General features: G+C 44.8%; 21 protein-coding genes. 8 read left to right on the top strand and 13 right to left on the bottom strand.

Going from position 1 to position 25,834, the window contains the following annotated elements:
* The first annotated feature begins 210 nt into the window (after positions 1–210).
* The 3 genes from LAY57_RS24380 (at position 211) to LAY57_RS24370 (ending at position 2,725) form a co-directional block, all read left to right on the top strand.
* The gene (locus LAY57_RS24380) at positions 211–1,161 is read left to right on the top strand and encodes an alpha-E domain-containing protein (RefSeq protein WP_249069695.1); all 951 of its coding nucleotides are present in this window, start codon (positions 211–213) and stop codon (positions 1,159–1,161) included.
* A gap of 24 nt (positions 1,162–1,185) precedes the next feature.
* Positions 1,186–1,686: an ester cyclase gene (locus LAY57_RS24375; protein WP_249069694.1), complete on the top strand. Its 501-nt coding sequence runs from the start codon at positions 1,186–1,188 to the stop codon at positions 1,684–1,686.
* Positions 1,687–1,870: 184 nt separating this feature from the next.
* Positions 1,871–2,725: a transglutaminase family protein gene (locus LAY57_RS24370; protein ID WP_249069693.1), complete on the top strand. Its 855-nt coding sequence runs from the start codon at positions 1,871–1,873 to the stop codon at positions 2,723–2,725.
* A 197-nt stretch (positions 2,726–2,922) separates the two neighbouring features.
* Here LAY57_RS24370 and LAY57_RS24365 read toward each other — a convergent pair whose 3' ends face one another.
* The 7 genes from LAY57_RS24365 to coaD form a co-directional block, all read right to left on the bottom strand.
* The gene (locus LAY57_RS24365; protein ID WP_249069692.1) at positions 2,923–3,297 is read right to left on the bottom strand and encodes a cupin domain-containing protein; all 375 of its coding nucleotides are present in this window, start codon (positions 3,295–3,297) and stop codon (positions 2,923–2,925) included.
* 159 nt (positions 3,298–3,456) lie between these two features.
* Positions 3,457–8,868 (bottom strand): trifunctional serine/threonine-protein kinase/ATP-binding protein/sensor histidine kinase, encoded by a 5,412-nt coding sequence (locus tag LAY57_RS24360; RefSeq protein ID WP_249069691.1) that lies wholly within the window; start codon positions 8,866–8,868, stop codon positions 3,457–3,459.
* 180 nt (positions 8,869–9,048) lie between these two features.
* Entirely contained in the window at positions 9,049–9,816 is a 768-nt protein-coding gene (locus tag LAY57_RS24355) for a proteasome-type protease (RefSeq protein ID WP_249069690.1), read from the bottom strand.
* 185 nt (positions 9,817–10,001) lie between these two features.
* Positions 10,002–10,880, bottom strand: a complete 879-nt coding sequence (lgt, locus tag LAY57_RS24350) for a prolipoprotein diacylglyceryl transferase (protein WP_249069689.1) — start codon at positions 10,878–10,880, stop codon at positions 10,002–10,004.
* 368 nt (positions 10,881–11,248) lie between these two features.
* Complete coding sequence (locus LAY57_RS24345; RefSeq protein WP_249069688.1) at positions 11,249–12,544, bottom strand: lipid-A-disaccharide synthase-related protein; 1,296 nt, start codon at positions 12,542–12,544, stop codon at positions 11,249–11,251.
* Positions 12,545–12,740: 196 nt separating this feature from the next.
* Positions 12,741–13,451, bottom strand: a complete 711-nt coding sequence (locus LAY57_RS24340) for a F0F1 ATP synthase subunit B (RefSeq protein ID WP_249069687.1) — start codon at positions 13,449–13,451, stop codon at positions 12,741–12,743.
* On the bottom strand, positions 13,361–13,915 hold the full coding sequence (coaD, locus tag LAY57_RS24335) for a pantetheine-phosphate adenylyltransferase (protein WP_249069686.1): 555 nt from the start codon (positions 13,913–13,915) through the stop codon (positions 13,361–13,363). Before coaD ends, LAY57_RS24340 begins: the two co-directional genes overlap by 91 nt.
* Positions 13,916–13,988: 73 nt before the next feature.
* Between coaD and LAY57_RS24330 the strand changes: the two genes are divergently transcribed.
* Positions 13,989–16,853: a CHAT domain-containing protein gene (locus tag LAY57_RS24330; RefSeq protein WP_249069685.1), complete on the top strand. Its 2,865-nt coding sequence runs from the start codon at positions 13,989–13,991 to the stop codon at positions 16,851–16,853.
* Positions 16,854–16,997: 144 nt separating this feature from the next.
* Here the strand turns inward: LAY57_RS24330 and LAY57_RS24325 are convergent, their stop codons facing one another.
* Entirely contained in the window at positions 16,998–17,603 is a 606-nt protein-coding gene (locus LAY57_RS24325) for a Uma2 family endonuclease (protein ID WP_249069684.1), read from the bottom strand.
* A 388-nt stretch (positions 17,604–17,991) separates the two neighbouring features.
* On the opposite strand from LAY57_RS24325, the gene LAY57_RS24320 reads away from it, so the two are divergent.
* Positions 17,992–18,303: a zinc ribbon domain-containing protein gene (locus LAY57_RS24320; RefSeq protein ID WP_338022478.1), complete on the top strand. Its 312-nt coding sequence runs from the start codon at positions 17,992–17,994 to the stop codon at positions 18,301–18,303.
* 73 nt (positions 18,304–18,376) lie between these two features.
* Here the strand turns inward: LAY57_RS24320 and LAY57_RS24315 are convergent, their stop codons facing one another.
* From LAY57_RS24315 to LAY57_RS24300, 4 genes are all read right to left on the bottom strand, one after another.
* Positions 18,377–18,859, bottom strand: coding sequence for a flavin reductase family protein (locus LAY57_RS24315; RefSeq protein ID WP_249069683.1), 483 nt, complete (start codon positions 18,857–18,859; stop codon positions 18,377–18,379).
* 189 nt (positions 18,860–19,048) lie between these two features.
* Positions 19,049–19,885, bottom strand: a complete 837-nt coding sequence (locus tag LAY57_RS24310) for a dienelactone hydrolase family protein (protein ID WP_249069682.1) — start codon at positions 19,883–19,885, stop codon at positions 19,049–19,051.
* A gap of 128 nt (positions 19,886–20,013) precedes the next feature.
* Complete coding sequence (cobM, locus tag LAY57_RS24305; RefSeq protein WP_249069681.1) at positions 20,014–20,826, bottom strand: precorrin-4 C(11)-methyltransferase; 813 nt, start codon at positions 20,824–20,826, stop codon at positions 20,014–20,016.
* Between the two features lie 259 nt (positions 20,827–21,085).
* Positions 21,086–22,108 carry an AI-2E family transporter gene (locus tag LAY57_RS24300; RefSeq protein WP_522729855.1) on the bottom strand — a complete coding sequence of 341 codons (1,023 nt, stop codon included), beginning with the start codon at positions 22,106–22,108 and terminating at the stop codon, positions 21,086–21,088.
* A 4-nt stretch (positions 22,109–22,112) separates the two neighbouring features.
* On the opposite strand from LAY57_RS24300, the gene LAY57_RS24295 reads away from it, so the two are divergent.
* Positions 22,113–22,277 carry a hypothetical protein gene (locus tag LAY57_RS24295; protein WP_249069713.1) on the top strand — a complete coding sequence of 55 codons (165 nt, stop codon included), beginning with the start codon at positions 22,113–22,115 and terminating at the stop codon, positions 22,275–22,277.
* 186 nt (positions 22,278–22,463) lie between these two features.
* On the opposite strand, the gene cysS is transcribed toward LAY57_RS24295, so the two are convergent.
* On the bottom strand, positions 22,464–23,924 hold the full coding sequence (cysS, locus tag LAY57_RS24290; RefSeq protein ID WP_249069710.1) for a cysteine--tRNA ligase: 1,461 nt from the start codon (positions 23,922–23,924) through the stop codon (positions 22,464–22,466).
* Between the two features lie 133 nt (positions 23,925–24,057).
* Between cysS and LAY57_RS24285 the strand changes: the two genes are divergently transcribed.
* Positions 24,058–25,194 carry a CobW family GTP-binding protein gene (locus LAY57_RS24285; protein WP_249069680.1) on the top strand — a complete coding sequence of 379 codons (1,137 nt, stop codon included), beginning with the start codon at positions 24,058–24,060 and terminating at the stop codon, positions 25,192–25,194.
* Positions 25,195–25,274: 80 nt separating this feature from the next.
* Positions 25,275–25,751: a D-aminoacyl-tRNA deacylase gene (dtd, locus tag LAY57_RS24280; protein ID WP_249069679.1), complete on the top strand. Its 477-nt coding sequence runs from the start codon at positions 25,275–25,277 to the stop codon at positions 25,749–25,751.
* Positions 25,752–25,834 lie beyond the last annotated feature (83 nt).

Below are 25,834 nucleotides of genomic sequence, written 5' to 3'. Positions count from 1 at the left end.
GACAACTAACAACTGACAACTAACAACTGACAACTAACAACTGACAACTAACAACTGACAACTAACAACTGACAACTAACAACTGACAACTGACAACTAACAACTAACAACTGACCACTGACAACTGACCACTAACAACTGACAACTGACAACTGACAACTGACAACTGACAACTGACAACTAACAACTAACCACTGACCACTGACAAAAATGCTTAGTCGCGTTGCAGATGCTATCTACTGGCTTAATCGTTATGTTGAACGGGCAGAAAATATTGCTCGTTTTATCAATGCAAATGTCAATCTAATTCTGGATTCCCCTACGGGTGTCGCGCAGCAGTGGGAACCGTTGGTGTTGACAACTGGCGACTTGCCTGTATTTCAGGATCGTTACGGGGAAGCTACAGCCGAAAATGTCATTCAGTTCCTCACTTTCGATCGCGATAATGCCAACTCTATCATTTCCTGCCTTCGATCTGCCAGAGAAAATGCTCGATCTATTCGAGAAATCATTTCTTCGGAAATGTGGGAACAGGTGAATACGTTCTATTTCATGGTACAAGATGCAGCCGAAGGACAAGCAACCTTTGAACCGCAAGATTTTTTTACAGAAGTAAAACTGGCTAGCCACCTATTTGCTGGTGTGATGGATGCCACCATGACTCATAATGAAGGTTGGCATTTCGGTCAAATGGGACGCTTTCTAGAACGAGCCGATAAAACTGCTCGAATTTTAGATGTGAAATATTTCCTGCTTCTACCTTCGGTAAAAGATGTAGGCACCACGCTGGATGAATTGCAGTGGATGGGGTTATTGCGATCGGCTAGTGCTTACGAGATGTATCGCAAATGCCAACATCGCATTACACCAACTGGTGTGGCGGAATTTTTAATTTTAGATCGAGAGTTTCCGCGATCGATTCGATTTTGTCTGATGCAGGCGGAGCGATCGCTCCATCAAATTACTGGATCTTCTCCCGGCACCTGGAGTAACCCCGCAGAACGTTCTTTGGGTCGATTGCGCTCTGAGTTGGACTATTTGTCCATTGAAGAGATCGTTCAAATGGGATTGCATGAATGTCTCAACGACTTGCAGCAGCAAATTTATGGCGTCGGCAACAACATTTTTGAAACCTTCTTTGCCTTAAAACCAATTAGTTAATTTTAGGTAAAACACGAATATCCTATGTCTATAGAACAGAAAAAAGCTATTGTTCTTCAATATTATGAAGACTTCGACAATGGCAATTTAGATAAGTTAGAAGAAATGCTCGCTCCTAACTTTGTCGCGCACATTCCCGGCAACCCTGGAACGTTAAATCGCGAAACGTTCAAAGAGTTTGGGGTCATGTTCCGCGCCGCTTTCCCAGATATCCGCCACAGCTTTGAAGATATCCTTGTAGAGGAAGATAAAGTTGTCACCCGTGGGATATTTGCTGCCACGCATCAAGGAAAATTGCAAGGTTTCGCTCCCACAGGTAAGCGGGTTACGGTATCATTCATTCATATAGACTGGATTGTAGATGGAAAGATTGCGGAACATTGGGGAGAAGCTGACATGATGGGGATGTTGCAGCAGCTCGGTACGATTATATTGCCAATTCAGGTTGTTTTGCAGGGATTGAAAATTGGCGCGATCGTCTTAACAGTTTTATGTGTCATCAGTTTCTTACTCAGCAGATATTAACGGTCTAATATCATGTCCGGTGGCATCGGTTGTCAAAAAAAAAATAACTCTCTTATCTGTGTTCATCTGTGTTCATCTGTGGTTAAAATTTAACCCTCGATGACAACAGACAATTTCTCGCATCACGCTTACGCTACCGATGCAACCCGACATGATATAACTTAGTTAAAAATCTAAAATCAGGATGCGCTACCAAATCGTTCACACTACCACCTACACTTACGATCGATCGGTCGTTTTAAATCCGCACATTATCAGATTGCGATCGCGTTGTGATGGCACTCAGAAACTGCTTTCTTTTTTCCTGGAAATTGACCCCGAACCAATTGGTATTTCTCACATTACCGATTTAGACGGTAATGCCATACTGCAAACTTGGTTTGGTGGTTCCACAGATTATCTGAAAATCGAAGTCCGCTCAGAAGTTGAAACCTATCGCACAAATCCTTTTGATTACCTACTAGAACCTTGGGCTTTAAGTTTGCCGATCGACTACCCAGCATCAATGTTATCCCAACTTCAGCCATATTTGCAACCGCAATATCAAATAAATGCAGACCCCGCAGTCATACAATTGGCTCAAGATATTGGCTTTGCGGCGGATTATCAAATTGCTACTTTCTTGATGCAACTAAATCAACGCATCTACGAGAATTGCCAATATATTAGGAGAGAAACCGGCGAAGCGCTTCCTGGTGGCGTCACTTGGAACCAAAAATTGGGTTCTTGTCGCGACTTGGCAGTTTTATTTATGGAAGTTTGTCGCGCTGTAGGTTTAGCCGCTAGATTTGTCAGCGGTTATCAGCAAGGAGATCCAGATCAACAGAAACGAGATCTTCATGCTTGGGCAGAAGTATATTTGCCAGGAGCAGGTTGGCGAGGCTACGATCCCAGTCAGGGATTAGCAGTAGCCGATAGTTATATCGCTTTAGCTGCCAGCGCATTACCCATATATGCTGCCCCCATTACAGGAGGTTGGCAAGGCACAGGAGTGCGATCGCAAATAAAAACTCACTTATCCCTAATAACTAATGACTAACTTGCACAAACTTCTCAAAAGTCTGTTCGTTATACTTCGCACGGGCATAAATGGGCGAAGCATTCCGTGAATAATTTGTTGGTTGAACCCAAAGATCTTTGACGGAATGCTAATGCCTACGGCACGCACTCAGCGGAGCCCCTACAGGGATCAAAAAAGCATGGTCACAGACCGTGCTGAGTATAATACCAAAATTGTTAGGAATACAGAGATAAAGTATCTTCTAACGAAATAAGTTCATACCCCGCATCGGCTGGCGACACCACTGAAATAAAAACCAATGGCTCATCGCCGTTGTTTAATACTCCGTGTACGCATCCGGTATGAGCGATTACCACATCTCCTGCAACTAGAGGCTTCGTCGTACCTGCTTTATCCAAATAATATTCTCCTTTCCCGGTCAAAACAGTCCAGGTATCTTGTCCGTTAGGATGGATGTGGGGAAGGATTTGCTGACCCGGCTTGATGTACCAAGCTACAACGACGGCATCCTTAGATTCCGTGACGATCGAACGAATAGGCTCTCCGTCCGTCGGCTGAAGAAATTTAGAACTGTTAAATATCCTAGTCATACTCATCTTTATTCTTTATCGCCTTTGGCAATCGACTACACCAGCAACAACAATGCTGCTTTCAAGAGTTCTCCAAGATGCCATTGTCTCGCCGATCGCCAGAATTGTTCTGTATAATACGCTGCTTTGGGTGAATAGAAGTCTAATCGATCGCCACGACTAAATCGGAATCTGAATCGTAAATTCTGTTCCCTCTCCTGGCACAGAAATACAACTCAGCTTACCTCCATGTTTTTCTTCCACAATCTGACGGGAAATAGACAACCCCAAACCAGTTCCTTTCCCCACTGCTTTCGTAGTAAATAAGTGGTCAAATACGCGCTCTTTTACCTCATCTGACATTCCAGCAGCATTATCTTTGATGCGAATAACGACAGCAGTTTCCGCTTCTAAAACTTCAGTGCAAATAGTAATCTGATTGGGATTCGCTGTAATTTCAGCAAAAGAGCGCCCCTGATTTGCTTCATCCAGAGCGTCTATTGCGTTACCCAAAATATTCATAAACACCTGATTCAACTGTCCGAAATAACATTTTAGCTGTGGTATTTCTCCATATTCCTTAATTACTTGAATCGCCGGACGAGTATCCTTCGGTTTCAAGCGATATTGTAAAATCATTAAAGTGCTATCAATTCCCTCATGGATATTAGCCAAAACTTTTGATGAAGTATCAGCGCGAGAGAAAGTTCGCATCGACGAGCTAATCTCGCGAATCCGCTCTGCTCCCGTTTTCATTGAACCCAGCATTTGCGGTAAATCTTCTAGGATATATTCTAACTCTATATCCTCTGCTTTCTCTTCAAGTTCTGTCCCCGGATTAGGAAATTTTTCTTGATACAATTGTAGGTAATTTATCAAATCTTGGAGCGCCGTATTAGCCTGGTCAACATTGCCAGCAATAAAACCTACTGGGTTGTTAATTTCATGGGCTAGTCCCGCCATTAAATTACCCAAGGCTGACATTTTTTCATTTTGAATCAGTTGTAATTGAGCTTCTTGCAACTTATGTAAAGATTGTGCTAACTGCTCTGCTTTTTCTCGTTCCCGTGCTTCAGAAAGCTGCAAATCATGGTAAAGATTAGCATTTTTTAATGAGATTGCTGCCTGGGAACTCAACAATTTTAACACCTGCAATCGTTCTTTAGTAAAAGCTGCTTTTGCCAGACGATTTTCTAAGTACAGAATCCCAATTAGTTCACCTTGATTTAAGAGCGGCGTACACAAAATTGATTTGGGTTGATGCTGCTGGATATAACTATCAGCCGCAAATTCCTTTTCAGTTGTAGCATCGTCTAAAGCTACAGTTTTTAATGTATTTTTGACATAATTTATGATACTTCGAGGAATTGCTTGGCTGTCTTCTATTCCTATTGATAGTGGCACAACTGAATCAAGTTGCTGTTGATTGCGATCGGCAGTAACGCTAGCAGCGATTACCCATTGATCGGACTGTGGTAAAATCAGAGCCGCTTGGGAAGCTCCCGCGTTTTCTAGGGCTACTTTCATTACAGTTGAAAGTAACTTATTAAGTTCGATCGCCTCAGAAAGAGTTTGAAATGTTTTCAAGACTGCTGACAAATCGAGAATTGCGGAAGTTTCAGAGCCAGTCGAAGTGACAGTTCCCGTGTTAGTAACTGTCTGACGTAGGTTGGGGCGAGTTTGGGTCGCCGTTAAGATGGGAGCAAGTAGTTGGGGATAGCGTTTTTCTAAGTCATTAACTTTAGCTTTGGCTCCCCAGCGTGCGTAGGCGTAATATGCTTTGGTCATGTAGGTTTCCGCAATGTCAGTTTTACCCCAAGCGAGATAAAACTTGGCTGCTAATTCTCGTGCTAGAGCTTTTTCTTGGATGTAACCATTTTCTTTTGCGAGGGAGATCGCGCGATCGTACATTTCCATTGCTTCCATCTTTTCTCCTAGAACCCGATGTTTCTCCGCTTCCACCAAATAAAACTTATGCAAAAAATTCATCGGCGCATGATTTGCCCAATTTTGCATTTTTTCCTGATTAGCATTTACTCGTGCGATAATTTCTTCTTTTTCATCAAAACTTTGTTCCGGGAAAATAGCCAGTTTTGCCAAAGAAGCATAAAAATAAAATATAGGTACAAGTGCCGAACTTGTTACGCTGGCTAAATATTGTTCTGCCATCGCTGCATGGCTAACAGCTTCCAAAAATTCTTGGAAAAGATAACCAAGAATCAACTTATTAAAGTATAAATGAAACAGCGCCGCAATATCTTTCCGCTCTTGATGAATTGGCAGGTTTTTCACTTCGTCGTAACCTTCACCGACTAATAAACACGGATTTGCAGATTTACCCAGCAAATTCAAAACTGCTTGCCAATAAATATTATGATAATTCTGAGTCGCTTCTTGTTTGATTTGGGCTAATTGTGTGCTGTAATTTTCTAGATCGCGTTCCAGTCCTGCTAGTTCTTTACCGCAGAAATAGTTATAGAAGCAGAAGATATATACAGCATAGCCAGCAAATTCTAGATCGCCAGTTTCCATTCCACTTTGATAAGCTTCTAATAAAGGTTTCAAACTATGTTTTAAATGTTGTTTCCAAATTAATGTATTGCCATTAAATACGACTAATATTTTAGCTTTTTGATCGCGAATCTTCAGTTGGGACAACAGGTTTAAAGCTAGGTTACCGAATTGATATCCTGTATCGATATCGCCTACTACCCCACACAGAATAATCCCATAACTGCCATAGGTAAAACCAGACTCAGAAGCATTGCCATATTGTATAGATATCATCACCCGTTTTAATACTAATAGAGGAAAAAGTAACGGAGATGCTTGATAGGCAGCCGGAGATATGCTGGCAATCATACGCATAGCTGCTAGTTGATAAGCATCGGTCATTTGTGGCAAATCTATTAATTCCTCAATCCTTTTGTCTTTTAATGTTAATGCCGTTTCTTGCAGTGCAAGCTGAATATCTGCGAAAGTGGGGTTTTCAGGAAAAGTTACTCCCAACATTTGCAAAATTTGTCGCCCTGTTTGGATCGCGGACATCATATTATTTTGTGCTACATAAGATAATATTTTTACTTCGTATATTTTTACTTTATCTAGCAGATTCCGTGCTTTTTGTAGCACTAACTGTGTTAATTTGTCTATCTGTTCAAAGTCCGTGTTCAAATATGCTGCTTCGGCTGCTTTGACATGAAGATTCAGTGTTAAATCGTAATCATTTTCCCAACTATTATCAGGCAGCAATATTAAACCAATATTGAAATATTTAAGTGCCGACTCGTAAGCTGTTGCTGCTTTTGCTTTTTGTGCAGCGATTAAGTTTAGTTTTGCTAGTTCGTCTTTTTCCGATTGATTGGTGATTAAATCAATGCCCATATTTAATTGATTAACTATTTCAAATATTCGCTCTTCCGATTGTTCGGAATTGGTATTTTTCAACAACAGCCGACCAATTGTTAAGTGGGTTATTTTTTTATCTGCTTCTGGAATCAGAGAATAAGCGGCTTGTTGCACTCGATCGTGGAGGAACTTGTAAGGTAGAGATATATCTTTGATTTCTGCTACTTTAACTGATTCCTCACTTTGAAAAAATTTGTAAGTTTCACTAATCGGAATCACTAGCCCTTCTTGCAACGCTCTCCACAAATCAGTTGCCGTCTGGGCTTGGGCTGTTTCATTCACTATCGCCAGCGTATTTAAGTCAAATTGGTTACCAATACAAGCTGCTAATTGCAATACTTGTTGAGTATTTTTGGGTAACTTTTGCAATTGGATTGCCATGAATTCGACTACGTTATCAGTTAAAGTTTTCGCTTTAACTCCAGCCATATCGCATTCCCAATAGCGGCCACTCAAATTAAACGCAATCAATCCATCTTCATATAAGTATTTTAGCAATTGATTTGTGAAAAATGGGTTGCCTTTGGTTCGTTCCAATACCAATTTTGTTAATGGCAATGCTAGTGACAAATTGCAATTCAAGGTATCAGCAATTAGGCGGTTTAGGTTAAGCAGATCTAAAGGAGCTAGGGTAATTTGATTGACTGTTGCCTTGGCTTCGCGAATCTCTGCTAAAGTTAGCATTAGAGGATGTACTGGAGAAACTTCATTATCCCGATAAGCGCCAACGATCAGTAAATAGGGAGTAGAAGTCTCGCTCATCAACAACTTGAGCAAGGCAAGGGAGGCGGTATCGACCCACTGCAAATCGTCCAAAAATATTACCAAAGGATGCGATCGCGTCGCGAACATTTGGACAAACTTGCTAAACAATAAATTAAACCGATTTTGGACAGCATTACCTGTCAGTTCGGTAGCTTCTGGTTGCTGACCGATAATTTGTTCTAGTTCGGGGATAACATCAATAATTACCTGTGCGTTTTCACCTAGTTCTGATAAAATTTGACTGCGCCATTGAGCTAGTTGCGCCGCATTTTCGGTCAGCAGTTGTCGCATTAGATGACGTAAGGCTTGCGCGATCGCATAAAATGGGATATTACGCTGAAATTGGTCAAATTTGCCTGAAACAAAATAGCCACGTTGCCGCACAATTGGTTTATGTACTTCGTTAACGACAGCGGTTTTACCAATTCCCGAAAATCCTGCGACTAACATTAGTTCAGTTGCACCCTCACTAACGCGATCGAAGGCAGCTAACAAAGTTTCGACTTCCGCTTCTCGTCCGTAGAGCTTTTCAGGAATAATAAACTGTTCTGTAATATCTCGTTCTCCCAAGGTAAGATTAACGATCTTACCTGTTGCTTGATATTGTTGCTGACAAATTTCTAAATCATGTCGCAGTCCTCTAGCACTTTGATAACGGTATTCCGCCGTTTTCGCCATCAATTTTACCACAATATCGTTGAGAATTTGGGGAATGTTCTGATTTAATTCAATAGGGGGAGTTGGTTGGCGGGCAATATGACAGTGAATTAACTCGATCGGTTCTGTTGCTTGAAATGGCAGTTTTCCGGTAAGGAGTTCGTAAAAGGTGACACCGAGTGAATAGAAATCTGTGCGGTAGTCCAGTCCCCTATTCATCCTTCCGGTTTGTTCTGGCGAAATATAAGCGAGAGTACCTTCAATGACGTTAAGATTTTGAAGAATTTGGGTTTCTCTGGGTAACAGCGAAGCGATGCTAAAATCAATGATTTTAACTTCTTTTGTTTCGGGATGAATTAAAATATTAGGCGGTTTAATATCTTTATGGATAACTCGGTTTATGTATAGTCCTTCTAAGATTTTAGCAATTTGGATCGCAATGGGAAAAAATTCATTAAGACTGAGAGGTTCGTTGCGGCGGTAGTCACTAAGGGCAATACAACCTTCATCGGCCATAATTAAGGCAAAACTGTTGCGGTAGTTTTCCAGACTTAGGGGTTTGACTACTCCGGGAATGTTGAGGTTTTTGGCAATGGTGTATTGATTGCGAAATCTAACGAGTTCTGTAAAGCTGGGGTATTCGGCTTTGAGCAGTTTGAGAATGACGGGTTTTGGCTGAGTTGTAGAAATTCCTCGATAGACTAGGGTTCTTGAGCCTTCGTAGATTTTTTCAAGTAGTTGGTAACCCACTATGCGGATCATATTTCAAATCTCCTAGTTGACATAAATTCTGATCTTGAGCATAGTCGATCGCACTTAAATTTTAGTGTGTGATTCGCTACATAATTATGGGATTTGATTTGCTTCTGTCGCCTACTCACTTACTTCTCCTATCGCGGTCAACTAATGACTAAGGATCGATGATTAAAAAAGTTATATGAATCAATCAATCACAACATCTTCTTCCGATGATTCTGGATAGTATTGCCATTCGATATCGGGCATATAATCGAAAGCGTTTCTCACAGACTCTTCCCACCATTTGCGAACCTTAGCTAGATAGATATCTCCCAAGCGCAGTTGCAGTTTATGCCGAATAGCAAGAGAGTCAGTTTCGTACATCACCATGCTAATTGGTGGCCCTACAGAAATATTTGATTTCATCGTTGAGTCGATCGAAAGCAGGGCACATTTAGCGCAGGCTTCCAGGGGCGTGTCATAATTGAGAGTGCGGTCTAAAATTGGCTTGCCGTATTTAGTTTCACCTATCTGTAAAAAAGGTGTTTCCGGCGTGGCTTGAATAAAATTACCCTGGCTGTAAATCAGATAAAGTTCGGGTTCTTCGCCTCTAATTTGTCCGCCCAGGAGAATGCTGCATTTGAAATCGATGCCGTCTTTTTGTAACCAAGCTCTGTCTTGCTCCTGAATTTGCCTAATTTTTCCCCCTATATAACGAGCGATTTCGTACAGATTTGGGAGCGAGTGGATATTTGCTTCGTCTTGAGCTTTGAGATCTTTGCGGATTAAGGTAAGCACCGCCTGGGTGATTGATAGGTTTCCAGAAGTACACATCAGAATCGCCCGCTCTCCAGGATAGGAAAAATCGAAGAGTTTTTGGTAGGTCGAAATGTAATCGACACCCGCATTAGTGCGAGAGTCAGCAGCTATAACAAGACCAAAGCGGGTAATAATGCCAAGGCAATAAGTCATTCGATTTTAGATTTTGGATGAAAGGATTTTGGATTGACTACAGGGATGAATCCGACTGACTATGAAACTAATAATTTCTTGGTTATTAAGGTGGTAGTTTAAACAACAGAGGTTAGGAGGGTGAGGTTGATGTGGTGAGGAGCGAGAGAGAAGAATCACTCTTTTAGTTGGCTACTTTTTGGATCTTACTCTTCGTCATTGTCTAATTGGTTATGATTAGCTGTGACTGTATCGGGAAGCGATCGTCTCAAAAGGTAAAGCCAAGCCAAACCTGCTAATCCCAGGACAATACCCACTATACTCACCATTTGAGCCATACGCAAAGGCCCTAGCATGAGGCTATCGGTTCGCAATCCTTCAATCCAGAAGCGACCGATGCTGTAAAACACAAGGTAAACGAGTGCCAGGGTTCCTACTTTCAGGCGGGGATTTCCCTTCAGAGAGCGAAAGAATAGGGTGAGCAGTATCCCAAACACCATTAAATCCCAGATGGACTCATAGAGAAAGGTGGGATGGAAGTATTCAAAATTTTTATATCCCGGCAGGCGGCTCTCAAAGGGAATATAAACTTTCCAGGGTAAATCGGTGGGGGCTCCGTAAGCTTCTGAATTGAAGAAATTGCCCCAGCGTCCGATCGCCTGACCTAGAATTAGAGAGGGAGCGACTAGATCTGCTAATTGCCAGAATGAGACTTTTTGAACTCGTGCAAAGATTAAAGCCGCTACTATGCCGCCCAAGATAGCGCCGTGAATGGCAATGCCACCTTTCCAAATCGCGATGATATCAGCTGGGTTATTGGCGTATTCCGACCACTGAAACAATACGTAATAAAGTCGGGCGGAAGGAATTGCCGCCACCACAAGCCAGATTGCCAGTTCGCCGGGTAAGTCTGGGTTGATGTTACGGCGCTTGGCTAAGTACCCAGAAAGGGTTACCCCAATCAATACCGCTGAGGCAATTAACAAACCGTACCAGCGGATGCTTAGTGGCCCAAGCTGAAAGAAAATCGGCCCTGGGGAAGCAAATTGAAAGGCTAAGGGCAAGATAGAAATACCGAAATCCATGAAATTTCCTTTGATAAGTGAAAAGTTCGAGCCATAAAAGACTTCAGCACCCTAAATGTCACATAGCCTCAATTTTACGTTGCTCTGGCTTCCGGGATCGCAGTGTCCGATTTTGGCTAATATCATGTCCTTACGCATCTATTGCCTAAAAAATTTCTGTTCTTATTCTTATCTGTGTTCATCTGTGTTCATCTCTCTTCATCTGTGGTAAAAAATTAACCACCGATGACAACAGAAAATTTGACGACATCAAAATAAATACTAACGATGCAACCAGACACGATATAAAAACATGATATGACCAGCAAGACACGGATCTACAGGGATGCACTGATATAGCACTTGACTAATGACGCAAAAAAGCTGACTTATCCTAGTAATTTCTCCATTAAACAGTCGGCAATGCGATCGGCAGATCCGGGCTTACCCATCCGACGGCGACCATTATCAGCAATCAGTTGGAGTCGATCGGGATCGCGCAGGAGCGATCGCACGATCTCGGCAACTTCCCTTGGTTGTTTAGCTAAAATTAGTGATGGCCCCAACAGGCGAGTTTGGGCTTCTGCGAAGGCGGGGGTAAATTGTGGGCCTTTACCTGGGATTGCGATCGCCGGTTTGCCCAATCCCACAAACTGTTCTGTAGCGGTTCCAGCCATCGCAATCGCAAAGTCTCCTTGCTGCAAACAATCGCCAAACGCTCGCTGAGTCAAGATTAGGGTAGATTTCCCTTGGGTAAACACCGATGCGGCTTGAGTGCTGAGTGCTGAGTGCTGAGTGCCCAGGAAGTGCCCAGGCGATTCAGGATTAACTAAACGCCAGCCTTCTGCTTCCAGGGCTTCACGTAAAGGGTCTAGGCTTAGCACTGGTGCGATCGCGCCCAGAAACAGCACTGTGCGGTCGCGAAAGGCTTCCATCACCCCAGCTAGAGTCGGGAGTATTTGTTGCCAATTGGCGTAGGCTTCTGGGGCTCTGGAACCGGGTATTAAAGTGATGGTGAGCGATCGCGCTTGCTCCACTTTCTCAGCATCTGAGGCATAAAAAACCGCCCGTGGAGTCTCAGGCTCAAGGTCATCCATCATCGGATTTCCCAAATCAAAAGCCGGAATTGACCATTTTTGCAAGATTTCCGCCGTCAGACTATCTCTAGGAAACACTGCTTTACAACGCTTGCGACTCATCAGCCAACGTTCCCAAGGCAGATAAACCGACCCCGACCAACCTTCCCAGCGCTGCGCCTGGGATCTTCTCGGCAGCGGGCCAGCTTCATCCCGCAGGTAATATTCCGATTTAGCGGTGCCGACGAAGGCATAAGGAGCCCCACTTAACCAGGCAAGCAACAAGGGGACAATATCCCCCACGGCTAAGATAATTCCGCCCTGTTGTTTCCAACCCTGTACTGCCCTAAACTGCCACCAGAGCAGTTGGAGTAAGCCGCTCCGTATATCTCGCCACAAATGACGCCCATCCATATAAATAAAGCCACCGGAGGGCATTTTTCGCGTCGGTGCGATGAGGGGAATTCCTAGCTCAGTGTAGGCTTGGCCTTCGCCAACTATAGGTAGGGCTGCTATTTTTGGGGCATTGGGACGCTGCTGTAGTTCTTTCAATATCCGAACAGCGATCGCATCCTCCCCATGACCATTACTCAGGCAAAGTAACTTCATCAATTATGACCGGGCAGAGGAGCAGAGGAGCAGAGGAGCAGAGGAGCAGAGGGGAAGAGGAGAAAAGAAATAAAAATGTTCTTAAATTGAACAAAAGCATATCAACTCCGAAAGAGCCAGCAAATTGAAGAATTGCAGATTTTAGATTGAACATATATTTCAATTTAAAATCTAAAATCTAAAATCTAAAATTACCCTAGCTCTTCTTCGGTGGTATTGGGGATGATGAGCGTGGAAACAGAGAACCAGGAGGCGTTTTTACTACAAGCGGTGGGGAGTCCGCTTGTTGCAGCTGCTGGCGTCCGTTGCGGACTATACGCTGCATATCATTCAACTGCTGCTCAATGTTATTGAGAACCCTTTCGGCATATTCATCAGCGCCGTTTTGAATGGCGTCGGCTTCTGAAATGGCTTTAGCGCGTATCTCCTCCAGTTCCGCTTGAGCTTCCCGGTGCAAACGTTCGATTTCAGCCAGAGTCTGTTCTTGTGCAGCACCGCACTCATTCTGTACCATTTGCCAGAGTTGCTGCGCCTCTTGTTTTGCCTGCCGAACAATACCCGTTTCATCTAAAATCTGAGCGGCGCGTTGCTGGGCCGTCTCAATAATTTTATGGGCGTATTGTTCCGCTTGCTGAAGCAACTCTTCCTTTTCCCGGATAATCGCTTCTGCTTCTTCAAAAGCATTTGGCAAATTTAGCCGGATGAGATCTAGTTGTTCTAACAGATGTTCTTCATCAACTAACGTGCGACGAGTCAGGGGAATGCGTGGACTATCGAGAATCATCTCCTCCATGCGGTTGAGTTCTCGCTGAATATCTACGCCTCCAGTTCCACGTTGGGACAGTTCATCTTGAGAGCTGGGTTCGTCGATGTCGGGGCTGATTCGGGGTGGGTTTTGGCGTAACATTTGTTGTAAATATCTTTTGCAACGTGCTTGGGAACAAGATGATCGACAGAGCCGCCAAATCTTGCTATCTCTTTTACCACGCTACTGCTTAAAAAACCATATTCAGTCGAGGTAGCCAGAAAAACTGTCTCGATTTTATCCGATAGTGTCTTATTGGTATGCGCCATCTGCAACTCTTTTTCAAAGTCAGAAAGCACCCGCAGACCCCGGATAATTACAACGGCTTGTCGTATTTGGGCATAGTTTACGGTAAGACCGTCAAAGCTGTCTAGCTCTATATTAGGCAGATGTTGCGTGGATATGCGAATCTGGTCAAGCCGCTCTTGCACCGTAAACATGGGCATTTTATTGGGATTGCGTAGTACTGCTACGACCACTCGCTCAAATAGTTTACACCCGCGCTGTATAACATCGAGGTGTCCAAGGGTAATCGGATCGAAGCTGCCGGGATAGATTGCAATCACAAAGTAGGGCTGTCAAAGTCTCTGTTGGAGATTATAACGATTAGAATGAAAAATGTGAATCTCCGATCGCGCTATGCACCCTCGTCTGATGTCTGTGGGCTTTGTAACTGCAACCCTGTTTCTGGGTTTCAGCTTTACCCCTGTAACTTTAGATCGACCAGCACAGGCACAAACGGCTCAAAATCCAAAGGCAGAGGCCGATCGGCTTTTTGAAGCAGGTAGACGCCAGCATCGCCAAGGTCGAGTTCAAGAAGCACTTGAGACGTTTCAACAGGTTTTGGCTATTCGCCGGGGGATGGGCGATCGCAATGGCGTTGGAGAAACCCTCAATGAGATTGGACTTGTTTACGAGAATTTGAGCCAGTATCCCAAGGCGCTGGAGTTTTATCAGCAAACTTTGGATATTGCCAGAGAATTGCGCGATCGCGAAAGTGAAGGGCGAGTCCAGATCAATATCGGGGCAGTTTATTTCAAGCTGGGTCAATCTCCCCAGGCGCTAGAGTTTTATCAGCAAGCCTTAGCTCTTCTGACAGAAGTTGGCGATCGGCAAGGTGTTGGACTAACCCTCAACAGCATGGGCAGATTATACCGCAATTTAGGTCAGTATGACAAAGCATTGCAATTTTATCAGCAAGCCTTAGTCATTGCCAAAGAAATTGGCGATCGAGAAACCGTTGGGGTTACGCTCAGCAACATTGGGGTAATTTACCTTAGTCTGGGTCAGTATCCCAAAGCACAAGAATTTTATCAGCAAGCCTTAGCTATTGCCAGAGAAATTGGCAATAAGAAAGGTGAAGAAACTACTCTCATCAACCTTGGGGCAGTTTATGACAATTTGGGTCAGTATCCTAAAGCACTGGAACTATATCAGCAAGCTTTAGCAATTGCTCAAGAACGTGGGGAAAAGGCAAGTGTTGCCCTTACCCTCAACAATATTGGCTTGCTTTACGATAATCAGGGGCAGTATGCTAAAGCACTAGAGTTTTATCAGCAAGTCTTAACTATTCGCAAAGAAATTGGCGATCGCAAGGGCGAAGGCAACACACTCAACAGTATTGGATTTGTTTACAATCATCTGGGTCAGTATGACAAATCATTGGAATTATATCAGCAAGCTTTAGCCATTCGCAAAGAAGTTGGCGATCGCAAGGGCGAAGGAACAACCCTTAACAACATCGGGGTGGTTTACGATACTCTCCGTCAAAGCGATAAAGCACTAGAATTTCATCAGCAAGCTTTAGCCATTCGCCGAGAAATTGGCGACAAATCCGGTGAAGGAAAAAGCCTCAATAATATTGGGAGAGCTTACAATAATCTAGGTCAGTCTGACAAAGCATTAGATTTTTACCAGCAAGCCTTAGCCATTGTCAAGTCAATTGGCGATCGCCTAAGCGTTGGAGTAGCTCTCAACAATATTGGCACGATTTACGACGGTCTGGCTCAGTATCCTAAAGCATTAGACTTTTACCAACAATCATTAGTTATTCGTCAAGAGATAGGCGACAAACCTGGGGAAAGCGTAACCTTAAACAATATCGGTAATGCTTTCTTTAAATCTGGCAATTTAGGATCAGCAGAAAAAAGTCTATCCGCTGCAATTACAGTTCTAGAATCTTTGCGACCGGGATTGAGCGATCCAAATAAAGTATCCATCTTTGAAACGCAATCTAGTACTTATAAAATGCTGCAAAAAGTTCTCATTGCGGAGAATAAAATTGAAGCTGCACTGGAAATTGCCGAAAGGGGAAGGTCACGGGCATTTGTGGAGTTGTTGGCAAAACGGTTATCCTCTAAAGAGACTGTTCAACAAATTATCAAACCACCCACAATCGAACAAATTAAACAAATCGCCAAACAACAAAATGCTACGCTAATTGAATACTCGATCGTTGATAAATATGAACTTTATATATGGGTAATTCAGCCGACAGGTAAAGTAGAATTTCAGCGCGTAGACCTCAAATCCATGCGGACGATCGGGGGTAAATCGCCGCTAGAAGACCTGGTTATTAACAGCCGTGATTCCATCGGTGTCAGAGGTCGCGGTTTAACAGTGCAAGTTCGATCGGATGGGTTAAGCCAAACTAAACAATTACAGCAACTCTATCAAATTATCATCAAACCAATTGTTGATTTTCTCCCAAAAGATCCCAACGCCCGTGTTATATTCATTCCACAAGCAGAACTGTTTCTAGTTCCCTTTGCAGCACTTCAAGACGCATCTGGAAAATATTTAATTCAACAACATACCATCCTAACAGCACCTGCCATTCAGGTTTTGGAATTAACTCATCAACAACGGCAACGAGTATCACAAAAAGATTTCCTAGTTGTTGGCAATCCTACTATGCCCAGCCTACCGCCTGCACCCGGACAACCGCCGCAACAATTGCCGAGTTTACCGGGTGCGGAAAAAGAAGCTTTGGCTATTGCCCAAATATTGAATACTAAAGCTATCACTGGTAACCAAGCTACCAAAGCTGCTATTTTGGAAAAGTTACCGACTACAAAGATTGTTCATCTAGCAACTCACGGATTATTGGATGATTTTAAAGGGTTGGGCGTACCTGGTGCGATCGCTCTCGCTCCTTCTGGCAATGATAACGGGTTACTTACCGCCAGCGAAATCCTTGATTTGAAATTAAATGCCGAATTAGTTGTCTTGAGTGCCTGCGACACTGGGAGAGGCACAATTACCGGGGATGGCGTGATCGGGCTGTCTCGCGCCTTGATTTCAGCCGGTGTACCCACCGTACTTGTATCGCTGTGGTCAGTGCCAGATGCCCCTACAGCATCGTTGATGACCGAATTTTATCAAAATCTTCAAAAACAGCCCGATAAAGCTCAGGCGCTGCGTCAGGCCATGCTAACGATAATCAAACAACACCCCGACCCTAAAGACTGGGCGGCGTTTACGCTGATTGGGGAAGCGCAGTAGCGATTACAAGACTTACGCACTAACCAAGGTTTCGCCCCCCTAGCCCCCCAAATCTGGGGGGAACAAGACTCTTCTCCCCCCAGATTTGGGGGGCTAGGGGGGCGAAAAGCGTAAGTCCGACATTAGCTATGAGTTGGCAAAGCCTTAAGGAGATGGCGATTTGAGTGCCTTGCGAAACTCTTGAGCTGCCTCCAACCGAGAGGTCTGAGCCATCAACACACAGCGGGTGAGCAGGTCAATACTGAGGGTTGCCAGTTCGGGAATTTCGCTGTGGGTGATTTTGTCGTAATGGCGATCGCGTAGGCGATAGAGACTGAATAGACCGTCTTGCCAAAACCACACTTCAGGCACTCCTAATGCTTGATACCGCTTGAGCTTGTTCAGTCCGCCACTGGTGAACACGACTTGGATGACGAGATCGGGGATTGGCTTGGATGCCCCAAAACAGTAGGATTCATCAGCTTGGGCAGAGACTTCTTCTTCTCGTTCTTGGGTCATGGAACCCGTGGGTTCAAATTCAATGGCGTTTTCCAGGCAAAATAACCCAATCAAAAAGCCGATGAGCCGACTAAAAACTTCGTGTTCGCGTCCCGGCATGATAATCTCAATGGTGCTGTCATAGTAAGCCAGCCGAATGCCTGGAGAGTCAGCAAAACCAGCCTGAATCAGCTTGAACTGTTGCCAGGTAGTGCCGGAATAGACAAGGCGCTGGTCGGTGGAAGGCGGAGTGAGAAGGGGAGCTTGCGTCATAGTAGTACCATCACCTGGCGCGGCACAGAGAGATCTAGCTAGGGACTAGGGGCTAGGGGAAGAAGGAACTAGAATCAAGGGCAAAGCCCTGAGCGCTCAGCCGAACGGTTTGGTGGAATTAAGCTGCTACGCATCTAAAATGACCGTCAGTTTTTCTGAACTTCTTGTGGGATGGGCAGGAAAGCCCGTCTTTGGATTGGATTTAGATGCGTAATAGCTTAAGAACGTCATAACTGACTTTCATCGGTTGCTATAGCATCATCAGTTTAACTCATCCTCGCCTTTCCAGAACTCTGCAAACCTAGTTTCGGAGTTACACAAAAAGATAGCTCGATTCTTGGTTGATAACTTTGACATTATTCTACTTCCTACATTTGAGACATCTCAAATGTCTCTTAAGGCAAAACGTAGAATTAGAGCAAAGTCTGTCAGACAAATGCTGACGCTATCTCACTACCAGTTTAAACAGTTTCTTAAGCATAAAGCGTTTGAAACAGGAAAGGTGGTGCTTGATGTAAACGTTGCCTATACCTCCAAAACAGTGAGTTGGACTGGTGAAATCGTCCCCAAATTAGGGGGAGCAAAAATCATTAAGTCCAAGCTTACAGGTCTTTATATGCCACGGGACTGGAATGGTGCGCGAGGGATTTTCCTTCGCGCATTGGTTGATACGCCCTCTCTGAGAGAGTGTATTTGTTAGCAAACGCTAGCAAAAATGTATCGGATGAACAAACATTTTCCCCTAGCCCCTAGCCCCTAGCCCCTAGCCTCGATTACCCGCCGTATTGCCAGCCAGTACTTTCTAGCAACAGGGGTTCGCCTTCCCCGTGAACTCCGGCGGCAATAACTTCACCGACATAGACGGTATGATCGCCGTGCTTGACTGCGCCGATCACCCTGCATTCTACATAGCCTAAAGAGTCTGTGATGATGGGACAACCAGTTTCTTCTCCCAAGTAGAAGTCCACATCCTCAAACTTATTGCCGACGCGACGTTGGGGTTTGAAGAATTTTTGGGCTAAGTCTTTTTGTCCGGCTTCCAGGACGCTGAGGGCAAAGACGCCGCTGGCTTCGATCATGGCGTGCGATCCCGAATCTTGCTTAACGCAATTTACCACCAAGGGCGGTTGAAAAGAAGCTTGCATCACCCAGCTGACTGTGAAGCCGTTGACATTTTCGCCATCCTTGACTCCGCAGATGTAGAGTCCGTGAGGAATCTTTCGCAGAATTGTCTTTTTAGCTTGTTCGTCTAACAATGGTCTACCCTCTGATGATGACTACATCGCTCAGTTTAGCAATCCTTAGTTCCTTAACATTTAATTGTTGCGTGCAATCAAGGCAACGATCGCATCTGCTAACTCATAGAAAATTTCAGATTTGAGATTTGAGATTTAAGATATCTTGAAATTTTCAATCTGCAATCTTAAATCTGAAATTTGCAATTGTCAACCAACCCCATGTTCCTTAAACCAAGTCTGTAGCTTTCTCCAGCCATCCTCAGCTTGTTCCTTCCGGTAAGATGGGCGATAGTCGGCAAAGAAACCGTGCGGCGCATCTGGGTAAAGGACAATTTCCGAACCGCTGTTTCCTTGTTTAAGTGCCTGACGCATCCGTTCTACCGTATCGTTGGGAATGCCATTATCTTTGCCGCCGTAAAGTCCCAGTACTGGCGCTTTCAAATAGGGTGCGATGTCAATCGGGTGCTTGGGAGTTAAAGAAGTAGAATCGCTTACCAGGCGTCCGTACCAAGCAACTCCAGCCTTTACTCTGGGGCTGTAAGCGGCATACAGCCACACAATTCGCCCACCCCAGCAAAAACCTGTAATTCCCAGTTTGTTGATGTTTCCTTTACTTGATTTTTGTGCCCAATCAACAGTTGCATCCAAATCGGACATAACTTGAGCATCGGGAACTTTAGAGACAACTTTGGCGATGATTTCTTGAATATCGTTCATTTCGGAAACATCGCCTTGACGGGCAAAAAGTTCAGGTGCGATCGCTAAATAACCCAATTTTGCAAAGCGGCGACAGATATCTTGCAGGTGTTCGTGTACGCCGAAAATCTCCTGCACTACCAGCACCACGGGGAAATCCGTTCCCCTTGCAGGCATCGCCCGATAAGCCGGAATTTCGCCATCCTCTACGGGAATCTTGACTTCACCAGCAACCAAACCTTGAGTATTTGTATTGATAACTTGGGCAGAAATTGGCTGAACTGCGATCGCAAAACCAGCTGCCAGCGTACTGACAATGATAAATTCCCGGCGCGTGATTTCTTTCATTGAAAGTTTCCTCCAAAACACCTGTCGCGAAAGTACTGAGAAACCGGGTTTATAGACGAAAAATCTAGGCTGTAAGCTTTGGGTAGTTGCCAGAAACCCGGTTTCTGGCACTGGCGCAAAATATGAGTTTAACTTTTAGCCGATTTGTGGCGGAACAAGTGTGAGTGTTCCGGGTGGTAAAGACGCGATCGGCTAAAATCAGATTGCCCCTCAGCTGCTGCCAACGCCGGACTAATCACATAAAGCGTTGTGCGGATTAAATTTTCTTGTCGCGTCACTTCTGCCATTTGGTGCAACTGCACCAGTAAAATCTTTTCATCAGGCCAACCCAATCGAAAGCAAATCGCCACAGGTGTATCGACTGGATAATGTTCCATCAGCTTTATTTGGACATCTTCTACGTGACGCGCACTTAGATAAAGGCACAAACTCGCCTGATGTGCTGCCAGAGATGCTAATTCTTCCCGTTCCGGTACTGCGGAAGCACTGCCGCTAATACGAGTCAGGATAATTGTTTGTACCAATTCCGGTACGGTTAGCTCAACTTTGAGTTTAGCGGCAGCTGCCTGAAAAGCACTAATTCCGGGTATTACCTCAAAAGGAATATCCGCTGCCACCAAAGCTTGCATTTGCTCGTTTACGGCACTGTAGAGACTGGGATCGCCGGAGTGGAGACGAACGACAGATTTGTGCGATCGCACCCTTTCGATCATCACCGGCAGAATATCTTCCAGCGTCTTATTTGCCGTGCGGATAATCTCAGCATCCCCACGGACACCCTCCAAAATCTGCTTAGGCACCAGAGAATCTGCAAATAAAATTACATCCGCTTGCGCCAAGATTTTCTGTGCCTTGACAGTCAACAAATCTGGATCGCCTGGGCCAGCCCCTACAATATAGACTGCCGGAGCGAGACGAGGAAGAGAAGAGGAAAGGGACATAGTGGGGGAGTGGGGGAGTGGGGGAGTGGGAGAGTGGGGGAGTGGGGGAGTGGGGGCTAAAAGCTGAATTGCTTCTTTCCAATTGCTGATTGAAATTAAATCTTAAATCTTAAATCTTAAATCTTAAATTGCCCTCCTTCCGGATAGCACCTAATTGCGGGAGAAGAAAAGAATGGTAGATGCACCCTGGTTAAGCCCTAGAGGAATCCTCTGGGGCTTTTTATTTGTTGATTATAAGATTACAAAACTCATTTTACGTTTAACGGTTAACCGATAAAGAACTTGGAGATGGTTTGGTGGCGCTATCATCATCTTCGGTGGATGTTACTATCGCCGCTTGTTTTTCCGCGATCCGTTTGGGTTGCAAATAAAGATTTTCCAGTACAACCGATGCACCTGCAACCCAAGGGGGAACAATCAAAGCGCCAATAATACCTAAAACTTGCGCTCCTCCCAGTACAGCTAGAAGTTGATACAGTGGATGTACTCTCACGGAAGAACCCACCAGTAGAGGATCGAGCAGATAAGTTTCCAAATTCTGGATAATTACAAACAATAACAGCACCCACAGAAACGTCCAACCGCCTTGGGAAATTGCCACAATTAAAGCGGGAATCGCTCCGAGAACTGGGCCGAAGAAGGGGATCAAATCGGTGACGCCAGCAATAGCGCCCAATCCTAATGCAAATTCGGATAGTCCCAAGAAACCTAAGCCTACACTAATTGCTAAGCCCAAAATTGCCGCAACGCCAAGTCTACCTTGGATGTAACCCCCCATTCGTTGGCTGACTGGCATGACTTGAGCTTCCAGACGATCGTTCCAAGGGTAGGGAAACAGCTGCACCAAACCTTTAATCAGGTTTTTACTATCTGCTACCATATAACCGGAAATTAATAAAGCTAAAATCAGGCTCAAAACGCCGCCTACAATTCCTTTGGTGATACCGTAAGAGCGCAGCAACAGCTGTTGGCTGGAACGAATTACCCCGTTTGTTAAAATTTGGGGGTCTAGAAGTTGGCGGATTAATTCTGGTCGCTCGTTATTAAATTTAACCATCAAATTCTCGATGAGCGATCGCAGATTTTCCAAATAAATGGGCAAATTGACGGCGAGAAGTTGAATTTGCTCGATTACTGTGGGGCCAATTAACACGCCCGCTCCTGTGACGATCGCAATTAGCGTTAAATAAACTATGATCGCTGCTAACCACCGAGGCAGTCGCAGGCGTTCGGTAGCATCGACGAAGGGTGCAATCGTAGCAGCTATTACCACGGCAACCATCAGGATGATCAGCAGACTCCGCAGTTGCCACAGCAGCACTAGCAGCAAGCTGGTGGCGACAATCAGCAACAGGTTAGATAAGGTAATACCAGTGCGGCGATCGAATATCATCGGGGTATTGGGGATTTTGGTCAGTGGTCAGTGGTCAGTGGTCAGTGGTCAGTGGTGATTGGTCAGTGGTCAGTGGTCAGTGGTCATTTGACAATTAACAACTAACAATTAACAACTAACAACTGACAATTAACAATTAACAACTGACAACTGACAACTGACAATTAACAACTGACAACTGACAACTGACAATTAACAACTGACAATTAACAACTGACAACTGACAATTAACAACTGACAACGTTTAGTTTCTATGCCATCGCGTACCTTCTGCGGTATCAATTAGGGTAATGCCTTGGGCTTGGAGTTCATTGCGGATACGATCGCTTTCTGCAAATTTTTTAGCTTTTCTTGCTTCTTGTCGCTTTTGAATCAAAGCTTCTATTTCCGCATCGCTTAAACCACCAGTAGCAGTAGTTTTTTCTTCTGGCTTAGCTGACAAACCCAAGACTTGTGCGAGGCTGACAAGAGTGAGCCACTGTTGTTGTAGCACTTCGGGCGGAGTTTTGGTTTTCCCTTCATGAACGAGGATATTGCCTTCTTTGCCTAATTCTTTGGCTAACTCGAACAAGACTGCTAAAGCTGCTGGCGAGTTGAAGTCATCATCCATCGCCTCTTGAAAAGTGCTGAGTGCTGGGTGCTGAGTGCTGAGTAGGCTTTCCTCTACTTTCTCCCAACCTAGCTCAGAACCGTGCCTAGAGCCAAACAGCAGACCTTCTTTGATAGTATGCCAGCTATTTTGGGCGTATGCGATCGCATCTTGAGTAAAATCGATCGGCTTACTGTAATTCGTTTGCAAAACAAATAACCTAATTGCGATCGCCTCCGGTGCATTCGGCCCATCCAACAACTGCCGGATCGTAATAAAATTGCCCAAAGATTTGGACATCTTCTTCCCATCCACATTTACCATACCGTTGTGCAGCCAGTAACGCGCTAAAGGCTGACCAGTCACCGCCTCAGACTGAGCAATTTCATTTTCGTGGTGAGGAAACGCCAACTCATTACCACCGCAGTGGATATCAATTGTATCGCCAAAAGTCTGACGCACCATCGCCGAGCATTCTATATGCCATCCCGGACGACCCGCACCCCAAGGCGACTCCCAAAAAGGTTCCCCCGGTTTCGCCGCCTTCCAGAGAGCAAAATCAAACGGGTCTTGTTTCTTCGGCGCATCCGGGTCTTCCTCCTCCACTCTACCGCTAGCCCCAGCTTGCAAATCCTCCAAATTCCGACCCGAAAGCTTCCCATACTCCGCAAATTGCCGCACCTTGTAGTAAACATCCCCAGCAGCAGGATAAGCGTAACCCTTGTGTTCCAACTCGTGAATCAACCGCTTAATCCCATCCAGCGTATGCGTCGCACGGGGATATTCGTCCGCTTCCATCACATTGAGGCGTTTCATATCCTCAAAATACGCATCGATAAATTTCTCAGCCAAGGCTTCCATCGATACTCCCTGTTCCCTGGCCCGATTGAGAATTTTATCGTCAATATCGGTGAAATTCTGCACGTAACGCACATCGTAGCCGCGCCACTCCAAATAGCGTCGCACCATATCCCAGACAATGTAGCAACGTGCATGACCCAAATGGCAGTAGTCATACACCGTCACGCCGCAGCAGTACATATTCACCTTACCCTGTTCCAGCGGTTCAAAGGGTTCCTGGCGACGAGTCAGCGTATTGTAAAGCGTCAGGGTCATAGTAAATAACAACCTCTCATAAATCGGCAATAATAGGGGAGAGCGACGGGGATGTTTGCCAGCATCCTCGTGTCGGTACATAACGTACTGTTATTCTATCCTCTCATTTTCCGACGTTTTCCACAGATCAGCTATGAAATCAGCAGTTTCTCCTGACCAATCCCAGACAATCGATGCCCCAAAACACGGTTTGCCGGTGACGATTATTACCGGCTTTCTCGGTAGCGGTAAGACTACTCTCCTTAACCACATTTTGACCAATCAGCAGGGCGTTAAGACAGCTGTTCTGGTCAATGAGTTTGGCGAAGTTGGCATTGACAATGAACTGATTGTAACCACCGGCGAGGACATGGTGGAACTGAGTAATGGTTGTATCTGCTGCACCATTAATAACGATTTGGTTAATGCAGTATACAAAGTTTTAGAACGGCAAGACCAAATAGATTATTTAGTGGTGGAGACAACGGGAGTGGCAGATCCGCTACCCGTGGCGCTCACGTTCTTAGGCACAGAATTGCGAGACTTGACTCGTCTGGATTCTATTGTCACGGTGGTGGATGCCGCAAATTTCAGCCTCGATTTGTTCAACAGCCAAGCTGCTTACAGTCAGATTAACTATGGCGATATCATTCTGCTCAATAAGACTGATTTGGTCGATGAAACTGATGTTGATGCCCTAGAAGTGCGAATTCGCGATATCAAGCAAGGGGCAAGAATTTTGCGAACTACGAAATCGCAAGTTCCTCTTCCGCTGATCCTCAGTGTTGGTTTATTTGAGTCGGATAAGTATTTTGAATCTGAGGCAAAAGAACATAATCACGAACATCACGAACATCACGACCACGAACATCACGACCACGAACATCACGACCATTCTGCTTGCGGTCATGACCACGACCACGACCACGACCACGAACATCACGAACATCACCATCATTCCAACCACTTAGAAAATGATGGTTTTATCTCAATTTCTTTCCAAAGCGATCGGCCCTTGGCTATTAAGAAGTTTCAAAATTTCTTAGACAATCAATTGCCTGCCAATGTTTTTCGAGCCAAAGGAATTCTTTGGTTTGATGAAAGTCCGAAGCGTCACGTATTCCACTTGTGCGGTAAGCGGTTTACGATTGAGGATGAGGATTGGAAAGGTGAACCGAAAAATCAGTTGGTGCTGATTGGGCAAGATCTCGATCGCGAAACTTTACTCGCGCAAATCCAAAAATGCGTCTGTCTGCCTTCTATCAATCGCGGTAAAGGGTTTGGGAAATAACATCAATTTTGGATTTTGGATTTTGGATTTTGGATTGACAAACTTAATCTAAAATCTAAAATCTAAAATCTAAAATTGCTATGCGAGTAGTTGTTCAGCGAGTTAAATCTTCTCAAGTTGTAGTTGCAGGTGAAGTCGTCGGCAAAATTGGTCGAGGACTGAATTTGCTTGTGGGTATTTCCAGCACGGATACGGAAGTAGAACTCGACTGGATGGTTCGCAAATGTCTGGAATTGCGACTGTTTCCAGAAGAGGAAAATGGTTCGGGTCGCTGGGAGAAATCTGTCCAAGAAATTGGCGGCGAACTGCTGGTAGTAAGTCAGTTTACTCTCTACGGGGATTGTCGGAAAGGTCGCCGTCCCTCTTTTGATAAGTCAGCTGCACCCGAAGTGGCGAAAGATTTGTACGATCGCTTTGTGGATAAGTTGCGCCAAAGAGGTTTGCGGGTGGAAACGGGTCAGTTTGGGGCGATGATGCAAGTTGCGATCGAAAATGATGGCCCCGTCACCCTGCTGCTGGAGCGAGAGTCCTCTTTAAACACCGCAGATTTATCTTGAGGTAATTATGATTACCAAGACAAACCTCACCCCCCCAACCCCCCTCTCCGACCTCGGAGAGGGGGGAAAAATACTCCCCTAAG

Source organism: Argonema antarcticum A004/B2, assembly GCF_023333585.1.
GTDB lineage: Bacteria > Cyanobacteriota > Cyanobacteriia > Cyanobacteriales > Aerosakkonemataceae > Argonema > Argonema antarcticum.
The sequence above is the reverse complement of the archived record's forward strand: the minus strand, read 5'-3'. Positions and strand labels throughout refer to the sequence as shown.